The sequence below is a fragment of the Jatrophihabitans sp. genome, assembly GCA_036389035.1.
Lineage (GTDB): Bacteria > Actinomycetota > Actinomycetes > Mycobacteriales > Jatrophihabitantaceae > Jatrophihabitans_A.
Map to the genome: position 1 here is coordinate 23,829 of DASVQQ010000011.1, position 15,113 is coordinate 38,941.

General features: G+C 69.2%; 13 protein-coding genes. 2 read left to right on the forward strand and 11 right to left on the reverse strand.

The annotated features are described in order from the left end of the window. Positions 1–819: 819 nt before the first annotated feature. On the reverse strand, positions 820–1,473 hold the full coding sequence (locus tag VF557_07910; protein HEX8080118.1) for an L-threonylcarbamoyladenylate synthase: 654 nt from the start codon (positions 1,471–1,473) through the stop codon (positions 820–822). 266 nt (positions 1,474–1,739) lie between these two features. Here VF557_07910 and VF557_07915 point away from each other — a divergent pair, with 266 nt between their 5' ends. Next, a complete protein-coding gene (locus VF557_07915; protein HEX8080119.1) occupies positions 1,740–2,897 on the forward strand; it encodes a hypothetical protein in 1,158 nt (385 codons plus the stop codon). Here VF557_07915 and prmC read toward each other — a convergent pair. The 7 genes from prmC to VF557_07950 form a co-directional block, all read right to left on the reverse strand. Next, positions 2,894–3,751 carry a peptide chain release factor N(5)-glutamine methyltransferase gene (gene prmC, locus VF557_07920; protein ID HEX8080120.1) on the reverse strand — a complete coding sequence of 286 codons (858 nt, stop codon included), beginning with the start codon at positions 3,749–3,751 and terminating at the stop codon, positions 2,894–2,896. The genes VF557_07915 and prmC overlap by 4 nt on opposite strands. Continuing rightward, a complete protein-coding gene (prfA, locus tag VF557_07925; protein ID HEX8080121.1) occupies positions 3,751–4,836 on the reverse strand; it encodes a peptide chain release factor 1 in 1,086 nt (361 codons plus the stop codon). The genes prmC and prfA overlap by 1 nt, the downstream gene beginning before the upstream one ends. 112 nt (positions 4,837–4,948) lie before the next feature. Next, positions 4,949–5,170, reverse strand: a complete 222-nt coding sequence (gene rpmE, locus VF557_07930) for a 50S ribosomal protein L31 (GenBank protein ID HEX8080122.1) — start codon at positions 5,168–5,170, stop codon at positions 4,949–4,951. 349 nt (positions 5,171–5,519) lie between these two features. Beyond that, a complete protein-coding gene (locus tag VF557_07935; GenBank protein ID HEX8080123.1) occupies positions 5,520–6,419 on the reverse strand; it encodes a carbohydrate ABC transporter permease in 900 nt (299 codons plus the stop codon). Between the two features lies 1 nt (position 6,420). Next, positions 6,421–7,440: a sugar ABC transporter permease gene (locus VF557_07940; GenBank protein HEX8080124.1), complete on the reverse strand. Its 1,020-nt coding sequence runs from the start codon at positions 7,438–7,440 to the stop codon at positions 6,421–6,423. Between the two features lie 111 nt (positions 7,441–7,551). Continuing rightward, positions 7,552–8,841, reverse strand: coding sequence for an ABC transporter substrate-binding protein (locus VF557_07945; GenBank protein ID HEX8080125.1), 1,290 nt, complete (start codon positions 8,839–8,841; stop codon positions 7,552–7,554). 133 nt (positions 8,842–8,974) lie between these two features. Continuing rightward, a complete protein-coding gene (locus VF557_07950; protein HEX8080126.1) occupies positions 8,975–9,463 on the reverse strand; it encodes a hypothetical protein in 489 nt (162 codons plus the stop codon). A 128-nt stretch (positions 9,464–9,591) separates the two neighbouring features. On the opposite strand from VF557_07950, the gene VF557_07955 reads away from it, so the two are divergent. After that, positions 9,592–11,376 carry an alpha-glucosidase gene (locus VF557_07955; protein ID HEX8080127.1) on the forward strand — a complete coding sequence of 595 codons (1,785 nt, stop codon included), beginning with the start codon at positions 9,592–9,594 and terminating at the stop codon, positions 11,374–11,376. Between the two features lie 64 nt (positions 11,377–11,440). On the opposite strand, the gene VF557_07960 is transcribed toward VF557_07955, so the two are convergent. From VF557_07960 to rho, 3 genes are read right to left on the reverse strand one after another with little or no spacing between them, the layout of a single operon-like run. After that, positions 11,441–12,130 carry a hypothetical protein gene (locus VF557_07960; protein HEX8080128.1) on the reverse strand — a complete coding sequence of 230 codons (690 nt, stop codon included), beginning with the start codon at positions 12,128–12,130 and terminating at the stop codon, positions 11,441–11,443. After that, positions 12,127–12,747: a hypothetical protein gene (locus tag VF557_07965; GenBank protein HEX8080129.1), complete on the reverse strand. Its 621-nt coding sequence runs from the start codon at positions 12,745–12,747 to the stop codon at positions 12,127–12,129. Before VF557_07965 ends, VF557_07960 begins: the two co-directional genes overlap by 4 nt. Positions 12,748–12,755: 8 nt before the next feature. Next, entirely contained in the window at positions 12,756–14,936 is a 2,181-nt protein-coding gene (gene rho / locus VF557_07970; protein ID HEX8080130.1) for a transcription termination factor Rho, read from the reverse strand. Positions 14,937–15,113 lie beyond the last annotated feature (177 nt).

A 15,113-nucleotide genomic window follows, 5' to 3' on the forward strand; every position in this document is an offset into this window, starting at 1 on the left:
AGCCAGTTGGCCGGGAACGCCAACAACTCCGACCAAGCCATCCAGGACTGCGGTGGTGGTTGGATTGGTTCAGGCAATCGGACTTGCGTTGAGTCGGCTGCGGGCACGACCCGGACGACCAGCGCCACCGTCGGGGACTGCAGAGGCCCCTTCCTCGGTTCGGGCGGCGTCACTCCATGCGAGGAGCCGGATACGGCCCCGGCCCGGACGACCAGCGCCACCGTCGGGGACTGTAGAGGCCCGCTTAGCGGCTCGGGCGGCGTCACTCCATGCGAGGAGCCGGCTACGGCCCCGGCCCGGACGACCAGCGCCACCGTCGGGGACTGCAGAGGCCCGCTTAGCGGCTCGGGTGGCGTCACTTTATGCGAGGAGCCGGACACGGCCCCGGCCCGGGCGACCAGCGCCGGGGATTGCCGAGGCCCCTTCAGCGGTTCAGGCGGCGTCATTACATGCGAGGAGCCGGCCGTGATTTCGGCTCAGGGACCCGGACTCGGGGATATCCTCCAGGCCTGCGGCCCGCTCAGCACCTATTGCCCTGTGCCGGAGCCGGATGTAGCGCTGGCCCTGACAGCGTCCCGGGCAATCAGCGCAACCATCCAGGACTGCGGTGGCGGGTGGGCCGGTTCAGGCAATCGGACTTGCGTCGAGTCGGCCGTGACTCCGGCCCGGACCGCCACCACCCAGTCCTGGGATGACGGCGGCGGGGCCAAGGGCGGCGGGGACTGAAGCAGGGGCGCGTTCTAGTTCTAACTCCGCTGAGCCGGCCCGGGCGACCAGCGCCAGATAGGCGTTCCGCCCGGGAGCCTGACCAGCACGCCACTACGGCTGCCCGGGCACCTCGAGGGTGTCCAGCACCTCGCGCAACTGCTCCACACTGACCGCGCCCTGGCGCAGCAGCACCGGAGCCGGACCGGTCAGGTCCACGATCGTCGACGGCCGGCCGGCCGGCGCCTCGCCGCCGTCGAGGTACACCGACACCGACTCCCCGAGCTGCTCGTAGGCCTGCTGAGCGGTCACCGCCGGCGGCATCGAGGTGATGTTGGCGCTGGACACCGCCAGCGGGCCGGTCTGGGCCAGCAACTCCAGCGCCACCGGGTGCAGCGGCATCCTGATCGCGACCGTTCCGCGGGCATCGCCGAGGTCCCACGACAGCGACGGCGCGTGCTCGACCACCAGGGTCAGCGCGCCCGGCCAGAACGCCTCGACCAGATCGCGCGCCTGACCGGAGACCGTGCTGACCAGGCCGTCGATGGTGTGCCAGGAGCCGACCAGCACCGGAACCGGCATGTCCCGACCGCGCCCCTTGGCCGCCAGCAGGCTGGTCACCGCCGCCGGGTTGAAGGCGTCGGCGCCGATGCCGTAAAGCGTGTCGGTGGGCAGCACCACGACCGAGCCGGCGCTCACCGCACGTGCGGCCGCGCTGATGGCCATCGGCCTGGTGTTCGGATCGGTGCAGTCCAGCAGGTCGCTCATGAATCGCAATCCTGCCGCACCGAAAAAGCTGTCAACGCGCAGGTGTAGCCAGCGGACGCCCGAAGTGTCAAGATGCGAGTTGTATGGCCCGAGTAAGCCATCGCTCGCTCGTCCTCGTTCATCCCCTTCATTTTCACCGCTCGCTCCCCCCGTGCCACCCCTCGAGAGGAACCGCAATGCCGCCTTCTGTATCCCCCGCCGTGTCCCGAGGCTCCAGGCGAAGGGGATGGCAACGCGTGGCCGCTCTGGTCGCGAGCGCCGCAACAATGACCGGGGCACTGGTCGCCATCGCCGGCCCGGCCACGGCCGCCGTGCCGGCCGGCCCCGCCTGGGCGGTCAGCCTGGGTGACTCCTACATCTCCGGCGAGGCCGGCCGGTGGGCCGGGAACTCCAACAGTTCCAGCCAGGTGGACGCCCTCGGCTCGACCGCCTACCACGACGCCGGCACCGGTGAGTCGATCCCCGGCTGCCACCGGTCCAAGTCCGCCCAGATCGCGTTCGGCACGATCGCGTCGAAGAACCTGGCCTGTTCCGGCGCCAAGACCACCACCTCGCCCTACAACCCCGACAACGACTTCAAGCCCGGGCTGGACTTCTACAACGACGGCGCCGGCCACATCGGCCAGGCACTGGCGCTGCAGAACTTCGCCGCCACCAACCGCGTCACGATGGTCGCCATCTCCATCGGCGGCAACGACTTCAACTTCGGCTCGATCGTGCAGACCTGCGTCACGAACTTCCTGACCTCGCCGACCTGGTGGAAGAACTACTGCAGGGACGACGCCTCCGTCACGGCCAACTTCACCAGCGCCAACGTCGCGGCGATGTCGACCCGTATCTCCACCGCCCTGAAGAACGTCAACACCGCCCTTGCCCGCAACGGCTACCTGACCAGTGACTACAGCATCGTGCTGCAGACCTACCCTTCGCCGCTGCCCAACGGCGCCGGGATCCGTTACAGCGAGTCCGGCTACAGCCGGCAGGACACCGGTGGTTGCGGCTTCTGGAACGGCGACGCCGACTGGTCCAACGCCACCGCGCTGCCCACCATCAACAACGCGGTGCGCAACGGCGCGGCCCAGTCCGGCCTGCCGAACGTCAAGATCATGGAGATCTCCGGGCTGCTCAACGCCCGCCGGCTGTGCGAGAGCACCGTGCGCAAGCTGCAGGAGACCTCGCTCACCAGCTGGCGCAGCGCCGGAGCGGTCGACATCAGCGAGTGGATCGCCAACATCAGGACGGTCTCGACCGTGTTCGGCCCGTACTACGTGCAGGAGTCACTGCACCCCAACTACTGGGGTCAGCTGGCGCTGCGCAACTGCATGCGGCAGGCCTACAACGGCGGCGCGATCCGGGGCGGCACCTGCACCCGGACCGGCGCCGGCCTCAACGCCTTGGGCGAGCCGGTGGTGGGGCTGAGCTAGCCACGCACCGCGGTGCTGAACCGTGGCCGGCCGGTCAGATCCGGCCGGCCGGCCACGGTCGCCCAGCATCCTGAGGCATTCAGCAGCCGGGTCAACGCCTCGGCATGGGTCTGGTCGTGCTCGATGCCCAGAAAGCCGCCGGGCCGCAGCAGCCGGGCCGCCAGCCCGATCACGGCAGGCATCAGGGCCAGCCCGTCCTCGCCGGCGAACACCGCCTCGGCGGGGTCGTGCGCCACCTCGGCCGGCAGCTGGTCCCGGTAGGACTCCGGAACGTAGGGCGGGTTTGCCAGCACCACGCTTACCTCGCCGGCCAGCTCGGCCAGCAACCCGGCGTCGGCGATGTCGCCCGGCAGCACCTCGATCGGCCGGTCCCCGGCGGCCTGCCGGTCGGCGGCGTTGCGCCGCAGCCAGTGCAGCGCCCGCTCCGAACGCTCCACCGCGATCACCCTGGCGACCGGGAATTCCCGTGCCACCGACAGCGCGATCGCGCCTGAGCCCGCTCCCAGATCCACCACGGTGGCATCCGGCGTCAGCCACGGCTCCGCCAGCTCGATCAGCAGCTCGGTCTCCGGGCGCGGGATGAACACCCCCGGCCCGACCGCGAGTTCCAGGCGCCGGAACGGCGCGGCGCCGGTCAGGTGCTGCACCGGCACGCCGGTCACCCGCCGGCTGACCAGCTGCCGCAACCGCGCTGACGCCTGCGGGCTCAGCGTCTCGGTGATCAGCAACCGGCTACGGCTGGCGCCCAGCACGTGGCTGAGCAGCAACTCCGCCTCGACCCGGGCCGAGTCGACGCCGGCCGCCGCCAGCTCGGCAGTGGCAGCCGCCAGCTCGGCCCGGACGGTGAGCCGCATCAGCTGCCGGCGTCTCCGGACAGCGCCGCCTCGACATCGGCCCTGGTCAGCGCGTCGATCACGTCGTCGAGCGCGCCGTCGAGCACCTGGTCGAGGTTGTAGGCCTTGAAGTTGACCCGGTGGTCAGCGATCCGGTTCTCGGCGAAGTTGTAGGTCCGCACCCGCTCGGACCGGTCGACGGTGCGCACCTGCGAGCGGCGGGCGTCCGAGGCGTCCTGCTGGGCCTGCTCCTGGGCGTGCGCCAGCAGCCGGGCCCGCAACACCCGCAACCCCGCCTCGCGGTTCTGCAGCTGGCTCTTCTCGTTCTGCATCGAGACGACGGTGCCGGTCGGGATGTGGGTGATCCGGACCGCCGAGTCGGTGGTGTTGACGCTCTGGCCACCCGGGCCGGACGAGCGGTAGACGTCGATCCGCAGGTCGTTGGGGTCGATCTCGACCTCGACCTCCTCGGCCTCGGGCAGCACCAGCACGCCGGCCGCCGAGGTGTGGATGCGGCCCTGGGACTCGGTCACCGGCACCCGCTGCACCCGGTGCACGCCGCCCTCGTACTTCAGCCGGCTCCAGACCGGCTTGTCCAGGCTGCGCGAGCGCACCGCCACGGTGACCGACTTGTGGCCGCCGAGGTCGGTCTCCTCGTCGTCGAGCACCTCGGTCTGCCAGCCCTGCAGCTCGGCGTAGCGCAGGTACATCCGCAGCAGGTCACCGGCGAACAGCGCGGACTCGTCACCGCCCTCACCGGCCTTGATCTCGAGGATGACGTCCTTGATGTCGTTGGGGTCCTTGGGCACCAGCAGCTCGCGCAGCTTGTCCTCCAGCGCCGGGACCTGGGCAGCCAGCTCCTCGGCCTCGGCGGCGAACGAGTCGTCCTCACCGGCCAGCTCGCGGGCGGCCTGGGCGTCAGCTCGCACCCGGTCCAGCTCGTGGGAGGCGCTGACCACCGGCGCGAGTTGCGCAAAGCGCCGGCCGAGCCGCCGGGCGGTGGCCTGGTCGGCGTGCACCGCGGGATCCGACAGCGCTGCCTCGGTCTCGGCGTACTCGGCCAGCACCTGTGCCAGCGTGGAGGATCCGTCAGCTTCTTGAACCATGGCCCATTTCCTGTGATCGCGCCTGGTCGCGGCGGCCTGAACAGCTTTCCCGGCAAAGAGAACGGCGCCCCGGGTGTGCCGTCAGGCACGCCCCAGGGCGCCGTCGAGGTAGCTAGGCGGTGGTGCGCTCGCGCTTTCCGTAGCGCTTCTCGAACTTGTCGACCCGGCCGCCGACGTCCATGATCTTCTGCTTGCCGGTGTAGAACGGGTGGCAGGCAGAGCACACCTCGGCGTGCATGGAGCCGCCCTTGGCGGTGCTACGGGTGGTGAACGAGTTACCGCACGAGCAGGTCACTTCGGTGACCACGTACTCGGGGTGGATGGCGTCCTTCACGATGGTTCCCTTCTATGGCGCCTCGTCGGCGCCGGTAATGGCCGCCGGGTCGCCCTGAAGAACTCCCGCGCGGGCACCGGCAGTGCGGTGGTGTGCGGGACAGGACGTGAACCGGAGCCGGGTCGTCAACCAGACAGTGTGCCAGTCGTGGCCACGCTCATCCAAACGCGAGGGCCCAGCCTGCCATTCCGCGCTCGACTCCCGAGCCTCGCGGCCACCCCGACACCGCCTCCGGCCACTGCCACACAGGCCTTCGGCCACTGCCACACAGGCCTTCGGCCACCTGCCACACAGCTCGTCCCCGCCACCGGGAAGACCGATGACGGGGACGAGTGCTACCGCGGCGAACTCAGCCCTTGACGCCACCGGCGGTCAGGCCGCTGACGATGCGCCGCTGGAACAGCAGCACGACGATCACCAGCGGGACGGTCACCACGACGCCGGCCGCCATCGTCTGGGTATAGGGAACGACGTGCGGGCCGGCGGTGAACAGGGCGAGGGCGACCGTGGACGGCTCCACCGACGCGACGCCGTTGGACAGCACGCTGGAGAGCAGGTACTCGTTCCAGGAGGCCAGGAACACCAGGATGGCGGTGGTGAACAGCGCCGGCGCGGCCAGCGGGAAGATCACCAGCCGGAACGCCTGCCCCGGGGTGGCTCCGTCCACCCGGGCCGCCTGCTCCAGCTCCCACGGCATGTCGGAGAAGAAGCTGGTCAGGGTGTACACCGCCAGCGGCAGCGAGAACGAGATCTGGGGCAGGATCAGCGCCTGGTAAGTGCCCAGCCACCCCCAGTCCGCGAACAGCTGGAACAGCGGCGTCAGGATCGCCACGCCGGGGAACATCGAGGCTCCCAGGATCGCGGCGAGCACCGCGCCCTTGCCGCGGAAGGACAGCCGCGCCATCGCGTAGCCGGCGAACACCCCGACCACCATCGCCATGAAGGTGACCACGGAGCCGATCAGCAGGCTGTTCAGCAGTGACCGGCCGAAGGCGTTGTCGGTGGTGTCGAAGGCGTACCTGAAGTTCTCCAGGGTGACGTGGGTGAACCAGGGCGTCGTCTCGAAGGTGAAGGCATTCTCGCGGAAGGCCAGCACCAGCATCCAGTAGAACGGTGCCAGGCACCAGAAGATGATCAGCGCGATGACGGCCATGGTGCCGATGTTGCCGCGGTTGAAACGCTTCTTCGGGGCAGGAGGGTGCTGGGTGGGGGTATCCACCGCGGTGGAGCCGTGGGCGACAGCAGTCATCTCACTTACCGCCCTTTCCTGGAGTTCCGACGATATTGGCGTTGAACAGCCTCACCATGCCGAGGGCGATGGCGAAGATGAACAGGAAGGTGATGGTCGACAGCGCCGAGGCGGAGTTCAGGCCGCTGTTCAACTGATCGACCACCAGGATCGACATGGTGGTGGTGCCGTTGGCGCCGCCGGTGAGGATCTGGGGCAGGTCATACATCCGCAGCACGTCCAGGGTGCGGAAGATGACCGCGACCGCCAGCGCCGGCTTGACCAGCGGCAAGGTGATCTTGACGAAGCGCTGCCAGGCGTTGGCCCCGTCGACCTTGGCCGACTCGTAGATGTCAGCGCTGATGCCCTGCAGACCGGCCAGGATCAGCAGGGCGATGAACGGCGTTGTCTTCCAGACATCGGCGATCACGATCGCCGTGCGGGCGGGCCACACCTCACTGGTCCAGGCGAAGTTGGTGCCGAGCATCTTGTTCAGGATGCCCTGCGGGTCGAAGACCACCTGCCACAACTTGGCGGTGACGGCGGTCGGGATCGCCCAGGGGATGAGGATCGCGGCCCGCACCAGCGCCCGGCCCCGGAACGCCCGGTTCATCATCAGCGCGAAGATCATGCCGATCACGGTCTCGAGCAACACGGTCACCACGGTGAACCCGACCGTGACGGTGACCGAGTCCCAGAACTGCGAGCCGAGGGTGCCGGTCGGACACCTGACGGTGCGGCCGGTGGGAGTGGGGCACTGCTGCAGCAACCACTGCTTGTAGTTGGTCAGCCCGGCCCAGGCCCCGGCCTCACCAAATTGCCCGGTCTCCGGATCGATCGTGCGGGTGTCGGAGAGGAAGGACTGGTACACCGCCTTGATGATCGGGTAACCGACGATCAGGCCGAGCAAGGCGACCGTGGGCGCCACCAGCATGAACGCCAGGCGACCCTCGCCGGTCTTGATCTTGTTTCGTTTGGGTCCGGGCGCCGAGGGCAGCGGGGCGGTTCCAGATTGTCCCGCTGCCGGTTTCGCGAGGGTCATGAAGCCTCCTCAGGCTGATGACATCCCAGGGCTAGGGAGAAGTACGAGCTTCGCGCACTGGCGGAGCCGGCGTCCAGTGGTAACCACCGGCTCCGCCAGTCGCGCGAGAAATCAGCCTGCGGTACCGGACTCGATTGCCGCTTGAAGGTTCTTCAGGGCCTCATCTACCGAGGTCTCACCTTGCAGTGCCGCGTAGATGTTGGTCTGGATGGCCTCGGTCACGGCGGGGTAGAACGGGGTGACCGGACGCGGGATCGCGTTCTCGATGCCCTCGGCCAGCACCGGCAGGTACGGGAACTTCTTCACCAGCTCAGGGTCCGAGTACAGCGACTCGATGACCGGCGCCTGCGAACCCTGGTTCAGGTTGTACTTCTGAATCGCGTCGGACTGGACGAACTTGAGGAAGTCCAGGGCGGTCGCCTTGTACTTGGAGTACGTGCTGATGGCGACGCTGTGACCGCCGAGGCTGGACGCGCCGGGGCCGTCCGGGCCGGGCAGCGGCGCGATGCCGAACTTGCCGGCGACCTTGGAGCTGGGGCCGGAGAGGATGGCGTTGGCGTAGGGCCAGTTGCGCAGGAACATCAGCTGACCGGCCTGGAAGGCGTTCAGGCTCTGGGTCTCCTGGAAGCCGAGCGCCTCCTTGGGGATGTAGCCCTGCTTGAAGCCGTTGACCAGGAACTCCAAGCCCTTCTTGGCTTCGTCGGTCACCACGTTGGGGGTCTTGCCGTCCTCCTTGACGATCTGGCCGCCGGCGGAGTTGATCGCCTCGGCCCCGTTCACCGTCAGGCCCTCGTACTTGGCGAACTGCCCCGCGTAGCAGGCAGGCTGGGCGCCGGTGATGGAAGGGCCGGTCTTGCCCTTGCATGCCGCGAGCATCTCGTCCCAGGTGGCAGGCGCCTTGGAGACCAGGTCCTTGCGGTAGTACAGCAGGCCGGCGTCAGAGGCGTACGGCGCGGCGTAGAGCTTGTCGTTGTAGGTCGCCTGGTCCACCGTCGGGCCAAGCAGCTTGCTGGTGTCCATCTGGTACTGGCCCTCGAGCGGGATGATCCAACCCTTGGCCGCGAACTCCGCCGTCCAGACGACGTCCACCGTCACCACGTCGTAGTTGGGGTCCTTGGCCTGGAAGTGCTGCTGCAGGTCGGACAGCTGCTGGTCAGCCTGGTCGGACTGCTGCTTGATCGTGACCTTCTCGTTGGGGAACTTGGCGTTCCATTCCTTGGCCAGGTTGGGCATCAGGCCGCTGTTGTCCTTGCCGGTGACGAAGGTGATCGGGCCCCGGGCGCTGGCCGCCTTGTCATCTCCACCACTGTTGTTGCCGTTTCCATCACTGCCGCCGCAGCCAGCCAGTACAACGGCCGCACCGAGCAACGAGACCGCACCAAGGGCGACCTTTGGACTCATTAAAGCTGTCCCTTCAGACGATGTTACTTAAGCGCTTACAGGTTTTTTGAGAATGACATCGAACACACTGCTTGCAGAGGGCCGACCGGCCAAAGATACGTAACTGTTACCTCCCCGCCAGAGTCTCATCACATTAGTCCTGATCGTGTCCGGGTCGCGCACCGCGGCAGGCTTCGATTTGGTTACCGATGCTGTTGAGCCGGGCCGCCGCACGTGGCTTGGACATCGGCGTCGAGGGCTGCAGCAGCGACGGAGGCACGTCGACGTAGCTGCCGTCCTGCCGCACGAACCGCACCGTGTCCGAACCGCGCACATCCGAGACGACCTCGACGCGCGCGATCTCAGACCACGGCAGCCAGACCGGCCGCCTCAGGTACCGGACCACCGCGCCCTCGGAGTCCACGCCCAGATACATCCGCAGGCCGAGCACCGCCAGCCCCAGGGCGAGCGCGCCGAGCGCCAGGGTCAGCACCCGCACCGTCTCGGAGGGGTGGCCGTAGATGTTCAGTGCGGCAGCGCCGCAGACCAGCAACATCAGCAGCGCCGGCTGGTACGGCGGCACCCGCCACGACAGCGACCGGCCGGTGTGCAGCGCCGGTCCCCCCGCCTCGTGATCGACCACAGAGGAAGTCTAGGACCGCGACGCCGGTCCGCGGCAGGGCGACTCACGCTTGCGCGCCCGGTAGGTTCTCAGTGGCCGGCCCGGTTCGAACCGGAGTGCGTGGTTGGGTCGAGTTTGGGGAGGCGGTCATGGCCAGCAGCCAGGCCACGTGGTGGCAATCGGCCGTGGTCTACCAGATCTATCCGCGCAGCTTCTGCGATGCCAGCGGCGACGGCATCGGTGACCTGGGCGGCATCAGCACGCGGCTGGACTACCTGCAGCAGCTGGGGGTGGACGTCCTGTGGCTGTCGCCGATCTTTCCCTCGCCGCAGGATGACGCCGGTTATGACATCAGCGATTACCAGGACGTCGACCCGGTGTTCGGCTCGCTGGCCGACTTCGACGACCTGCTGGCCGAGGTGCACCGGCGGGGCATGAAGCTGGTGCTCGACCTGGTGGTCAACCACACCTCCGACGAGCACCCGTGGTTCCGGCAGTCGCGAAGCGGCAGGAACGCGGCCAAGCGGGACTGGTACTGGTGGCGCGGCCCGCGACCGGGGATGGCGCCCGGCGCCGCCGGGGCCGAGCCCACCAACTGGGGCTCGGCCTTCTCCGGCTCCGCCTGGCAGTTCGACGAGGCCAGCGGCGAGTACTACCTGCACCTGTTCTCCCGCAAACAGCCCGATCTGAACTGGGAGAACCCGCAGGTGCGCTCAGCCGTGCACGCGATGATGCGCTGGTGGCTGGACCGAGGGGTCGACGGCTTCCGGATGGATGTCATCAACATGATCTCCAAGGATCCGCGCCTGCCGGACGGCCCGGTCCGGTCCGGCGACTACGGCGACGGCTCGCCGCATTACATCTGCGGGCCGCGCATCCACGAGTTCCTGCAGGAGATGAACCAGCAGGTCTTCGCCGGCCGCGACCGGCAGTTGCTCACCGTGGGCGAGATGCCCGGGGTGAGCGTGGAGCAGGCCCGGCTGTTCACCGACCCGGCCCGCCACGAGGTCGACATGGTGTTCCAGTTCGAGCACGTGCAGCTGGACCAGGGCATCGACAAGTTCCACCCGACCGGGTTCAAGCTGCTGGACCTCAAGGCCAGCCTCGGACGCTGGCAGGCCGGATTGGCCGAGGTCGGGTGGAACAGCCTGTACTGGAACAACCACGACCAGCCCCGGGTGGTGTCACGCTTCGGCGACGACAGCGAGCAGTACCGGACGCTGTCTGCCAAGACGCTGGCCACCGTGCTGCACCTGCATCGTGGAACTCCCTACATCTACCAGGGTGAAGAGCTGGCCATGACCAACTCGACGTTCGGCGGCATCTCCGATTTCCGTGATATCGAATCGCTGAACTACTACGCCGCGGCCATCGCCGGTGGCTCGGGCGGATCGGCGGGCAGCGCCTCGGGCGGGTCGCCCACCAGCGCCTCGCCAGGCGAGCAGGGCGGGCCGGACGACACCGAGGTGCTGGCGGCACTTCGCCGGATGAGCCGGGACAACGCCCGGACCCCGATGCAGTGGACCTCCGGCCCGCACGCCGGATTCAGCACGGCCGAACCGTGGATCGGGGTCAACCCGAACCACCGCCAGATCAACGCCGAGCTGGAACTGGCCGATCCGGATTCGGTCTTTCACCATTACCGAAAGCTGATCGAGCTCCGGCACACCCACCCGATCGTGGCCCTGGGCAGCTTCCAGATGCTGCTGGCCGATGATGAGCAGGTCTACGCCTTCCACCGGCGTCTGGACTCCGAACTCTGGCTGGTGCTGGGCAACTTCACCGCTGCCGAGGTCGAGGTGCGGCTGCCCGACGCGCCCGTCTGGGCCGCCGCCGAGCTGCTGATCGGCAACTACCCGGCCGACGCCGCACCTGACCTGACGTTGCGGCCCTGGGAGTGCCGGGTCTACCGGCGCACCGCCGTCCCGGGCTGACCGGGCTCAGCGGGCTCAGCGGGCTCAGCGGGCTCAGCGGCGAAGCTGGCCGGGCTCAGCGGGCTCAGCGGCGAAGCTGGCCGGTGGGATCGCCGGCCAGCTGCTGAAGCTCGGCCAGCGGGACCGGAACGGCTCGCGGGATCTGGGCGGCCACTGCCACGCTGCAGCCCGGGTCGCCGGTGACCACGAAGTCAGTCTGAGCGGGTCCCACCGATGGCAGGGGCCCGGCCCGGCCGGGAACCAGGCCGGCGCCAGGAACGCACAGGGCCTCGGCCGACACCACGATGCCCGAACCGGTGCGCAGCACGATGGCCGTCCGGACCACCCGGCCGGTGGTGGTCTCTGAGACGGCCACCGAACTCAGCACGGTGGAATCGGGGAACAGCCGCCGCGCCAGCGTGTTCAGCGGCTGGCTGACGCTGACCTGCACCTGGCAGCCGGACAGGTTCGGGCAGCCGCTCGGATCCGGCCCGGCCGGGTAGTCGGGCCGCACCAGGTTGGTCACCTCGATGACCCGGGACCGGTGCTGCCACCAGAGCGCGGCGGCGGCGCTCGCCGCGCAGGCCAGCAGCAGCGCCACCGCTACCAGCCAGGCGGGCACCACCCTGGAACGCCCGGACGGGCCGGCAGCCGCTGCCGGGTGCCCACCGCCGGCATCGGGATCGCCGGGTTCGTCCGGCGCCTCGCCATGGCACTCGATCAGCACCGGCCAGGTCGGGTCCGGCTCCGGCCGGGTGATCCGGCGCCGGCTCATGGCGACAGCTGGATGGCCGGGTCGCGCGCCAACGCCATGGCGGCGTCCTCGAACCGCACGTCCGGCCCGCGGGTGCGCAGCAGCAGCGTCACCCCGCAGCCGGGCCGGCCGGGAACCAGCATGCTGAGCTGGCGGAAGTCGATCACGCTGTTACCGGACAGGTCGACGCTGGCGGTGTTGGACCGATCCAGGCGTGGTGTGGACCCGGGCGCTCCGCGCACGCACTGAGCGCTCACGCTCGCCGTCGAGTCGCCCTCGATCAGCCCGATCAGCGAGGTCCGGTAGCTGCGGTCGCCGCGCGCGTCGAAGGTGGTCCGGGCGGCGAGCACCTGGCCGCCGGGAAACGCCCGGGCGAAGGCGGCAGCCAGATCGGTCGCCTGGCTGCGCACCCGGCACGTGGTGAAACTCGGGCAGCCGCTGGCGTCGACGGTCGCGGCGGCGGGCGGAGCCGGCGCGGCGACCGTCCGCACCCGGCGTTCGGGATGAGCGCGCGCGGCATTGACCGCGATCACCGCCGCGAGCAGCGCAAGCGCCAGCGCGGTGATCGCCCACCGGCGCTGGCCCGCGCCGGCGAACACCCAGCGCGGTGACCCTGCCGGACCGACGCCGGCTGGCATGCCTTGGCTCAGCGGTCGTCGTTACCCGGCGTGGTCTTGGCGATCTGCATCAGGAACTCGATGTTCGTCCGGGTCTTGCGAAGCCGGTCCAGCAGCAGGTCGATGCCCTGCTGCGGGTCCAGGGCGTGCAGCACCCGGCGCAGCTTGATCACCACGGCCAGCTCGTCCGGCGACAGCAGGATCTCCTCCTTACGGGTGGAGGACTGGTCCACGTCCACCGCCGGGAAGACCCGCTTGTCGGCGATCTTGCGGTCCAGCTTCAGCTCGGCGTTGCCGGTGCCCTTGAACTCCTCGAAGATCACGGTGTCACCCGCGGAACCGGTCTCGACCAGCGCCGAGGCGATGATGGTCAGCGAGCCGCCGTCCTCGATGTTGCGGGCAGCGCCCAGGAATCGCTTCGGCGGGTACAGCGCGGTCGAGTCGACACCGCCGGACAGGATCCGGCCCGAGGCCGGGGCGCCCAGGTTGTACGCGCGACCCAGCCGGGTGATCGAGTCGAGCAGGACGACCACGTCATGGCCCATCTCCACCAGCCGCTTGGCCCGCTCGATGGACAGCTCGGCGACCATCGTGTGGTCCTGCGGGCGCCGGTCGAAAGTCGAGGCGATGACCTCGCCCTTGACCGAGCGCTGCATGTCGGTGACCTCTTCAGGCCGCTCGTCGATCAGCACCACCATCAGATGGCACTCGGGGTTGTTGGTCGCGATGGCGTTGGCGATCGCCTGCATGATCATGGTCTTACCCGCCTTGGGCGGGGAGACGATGAGCGCGCGCTGGCCCTTGCCGATCGGCATCACCAGGTCGATCACCCGGGTCGTCAGGATGTGCGGCTCGGTCTCCAGCCGCAACCGCTCCTGCGGGTACAGCGGGGTGAGCTTGGTGAACTCGACCCGGTTGCGGGCCTGCTCGGGATCAACGCCGTTGATGGTGTCCAACCGGACCAGCGGGTTGAACTTCTCCTTGCGCTCGCCCTCGCGGGCCTGGCGGACCGCGCCGGTGACCGCGTCGCCGCGCCGCAGGTTGTAGCGGCGGACGTGGGAGTTGGAGACGTAGACGTCATCGGAGCTGGCGAAGTAACCGCTGACCCGGATGAACCAGGACCCCTTGTCATCGACGTTGTCGATGATGCCGGCGACCGGCACCAGGATGTCGTCGTCGGAGATCGTCGGCTCGATGTCGTTGCGGCCACCGTTGCTCGGCACCTCGGCACGGTCGCGGGTGCGCCCCCGACGGTCCCGGTAGCGCCGCGGCCGGCGGCCCGAGCCGAACTCGTCGTCGTCGTCGTTGTTGGTCGGGCCGTTCTGGTTGCGGTCCCGGTTCTGGCTCTGGTTGCGGTTGCCGTCGCGGCCGTTGAACTCGCGGTTGCCGTCCCGTCCACCGTCCCTGCCGTTGACTGCCTGGCCGTCGCGGCCGTTGGCGTCGCGGGTCTGGCTGTCGCGGGTCTGGCTGTCGCGGGTCTGGCTGTCACGGCCCTCGCGGGTCGTCTGGCCGTCGCGGGTTGTCTGGGCATCGCGGGCCTCGCGCGGCTGGCCGTCGCGGCCGTTGGCGTCGCGGGTCTGGCCGTCGCGGGTCTGACTGTCACGGCCCTCGCGGGTCGTCTGGCCCTCGCGGGCCGTCTGGACGTCGCGGCCCTCGCGCGGCTGGCCGTCGCGGCCATTGGCGTCGCGGGTCTGGCCGTCGCCGCGGGTGCGGCCGGTCTCGCGGGAGCGGCCACGCTCGGCCTGGCGGGTGCTGCCGTTGTCCGAGCCGTTGCTGTCCGGGCCGCGGGTGTCCTGCGCGGCGTCGCCGGGCGGAGTCGCGATGCTCGCGGGCGGGCTGTCGACAGCCTGCTCAGAGACTGTCGGCTGGGTGTTGGTGGCAGCCCGGGTGGCCGAGCGGCGGGTCCGGGTGGTCGGCGGCGCCTGGGCCGCCGGCGCGGTCTCGGCGGCGTCGCTCTGGCGGGCCGCGGGAGCGCTGCTGGAGCCGCCCTGCGGTCGCTTGGCGGTCTCTATGGCGGCGATCAGATCGCTCTTGCGCATCTTGCCGGTGGCAATGCCCATCGAGCCGGCCAGCGCCTGCAGCTCAGGGAGCAACATCGAGGACAGCGAGCCGGAGCGACGCTTGGCGCGCTCCTGGGAGGCATTGTTGGCACTGCCGTCCGCGGACTCGGTGCCGGGCAGGACGATGAGTTGGTCCTGGGTGTTTGTCACTGTGGTTTCGGATCCTTCCGAGTGGTCGTACGTCTCTTTTCGGTCAGACGCACACCGGTGTTAGGTCGGCGGGTATCGCCGGGCTGATCGAAGTACCGATCAGGAGAACTCGCAGTCGAGGTCGGAGCGGACTTGTCCAGTGCGCCCAGCTCGAATTTCAGTGTTTCTGACTGAGAT

What these genes read in the sequence shown, in the direction of transcription:
- prmC (HEX8080120.1), bottom strand. Translation starts at nt 3,751, where the DNA reads ATGCGGCTCACCGTCCGGGCCGAGCTGGCGGCTGCCACTGCCGAGCTG.
- VF557_07940 (HEX8080124.1), bottom strand. Translation starts at nt 7,440, where the DNA reads ATGACCCTCGCGAAACCGGCAGCGGGACAATCTGGAACCGCCCCGCTG.
- VF557_07910 (HEX8080118.1), bottom strand. Translation starts at nt 1,473, where the DNA reads ATGAGCGACCTGCTGGACTGCACCGATCCGAACACCAGGCCGATGGCC.
- VF557_07960 (HEX8080128.1), bottom strand. Translation starts at nt 12,130, where the DNA reads ATGAGCCGGCGCCGGATCACCCGGCCGGAGCCGGACCCGACCTGGCCG.
- VF557_07965 (HEX8080129.1), bottom strand. Translation starts at nt 12,747, where the DNA reads ATGCCAGCCGGCGTCGGTCCGGCAGGGTCACCGCGCTGGGTGTTCGCC.
- VF557_07915 (HEX8080119.1), top strand. Translation starts at nt 1,740, where the DNA reads ATGACCGGGGCACTGGTCGCCATCGCCGGCCCGGCCACGGCCGCCGTG.
- prfA (HEX8080121.1), bottom strand. Translation starts at nt 4,836, where the DNA reads ATGGTTCAAGAAGCTGACGGATCCTCCACGCTGGCACAGGTGCTGGCC.
- VF557_07935 (HEX8080123.1), bottom strand. Translation starts at nt 6,419, where the DNA reads ATGACTGCTGTCGCCCACGGCTCCACCGCGGTGGATACCCCCACCCAG.
- VF557_07945 (HEX8080125.1), bottom strand. Translation starts at nt 8,841, where the DNA reads ATGAGTCCAAAGGTCGCCCTTGGTGCGGTCTCGTTGCTCGGTGCGGCC.
- VF557_07955 (HEX8080127.1), top strand. Translation starts at nt 9,592, where the DNA reads ATGGCCAGCAGCCAGGCCACGTGGTGGCAATCGGCCGTGGTCTACCAG.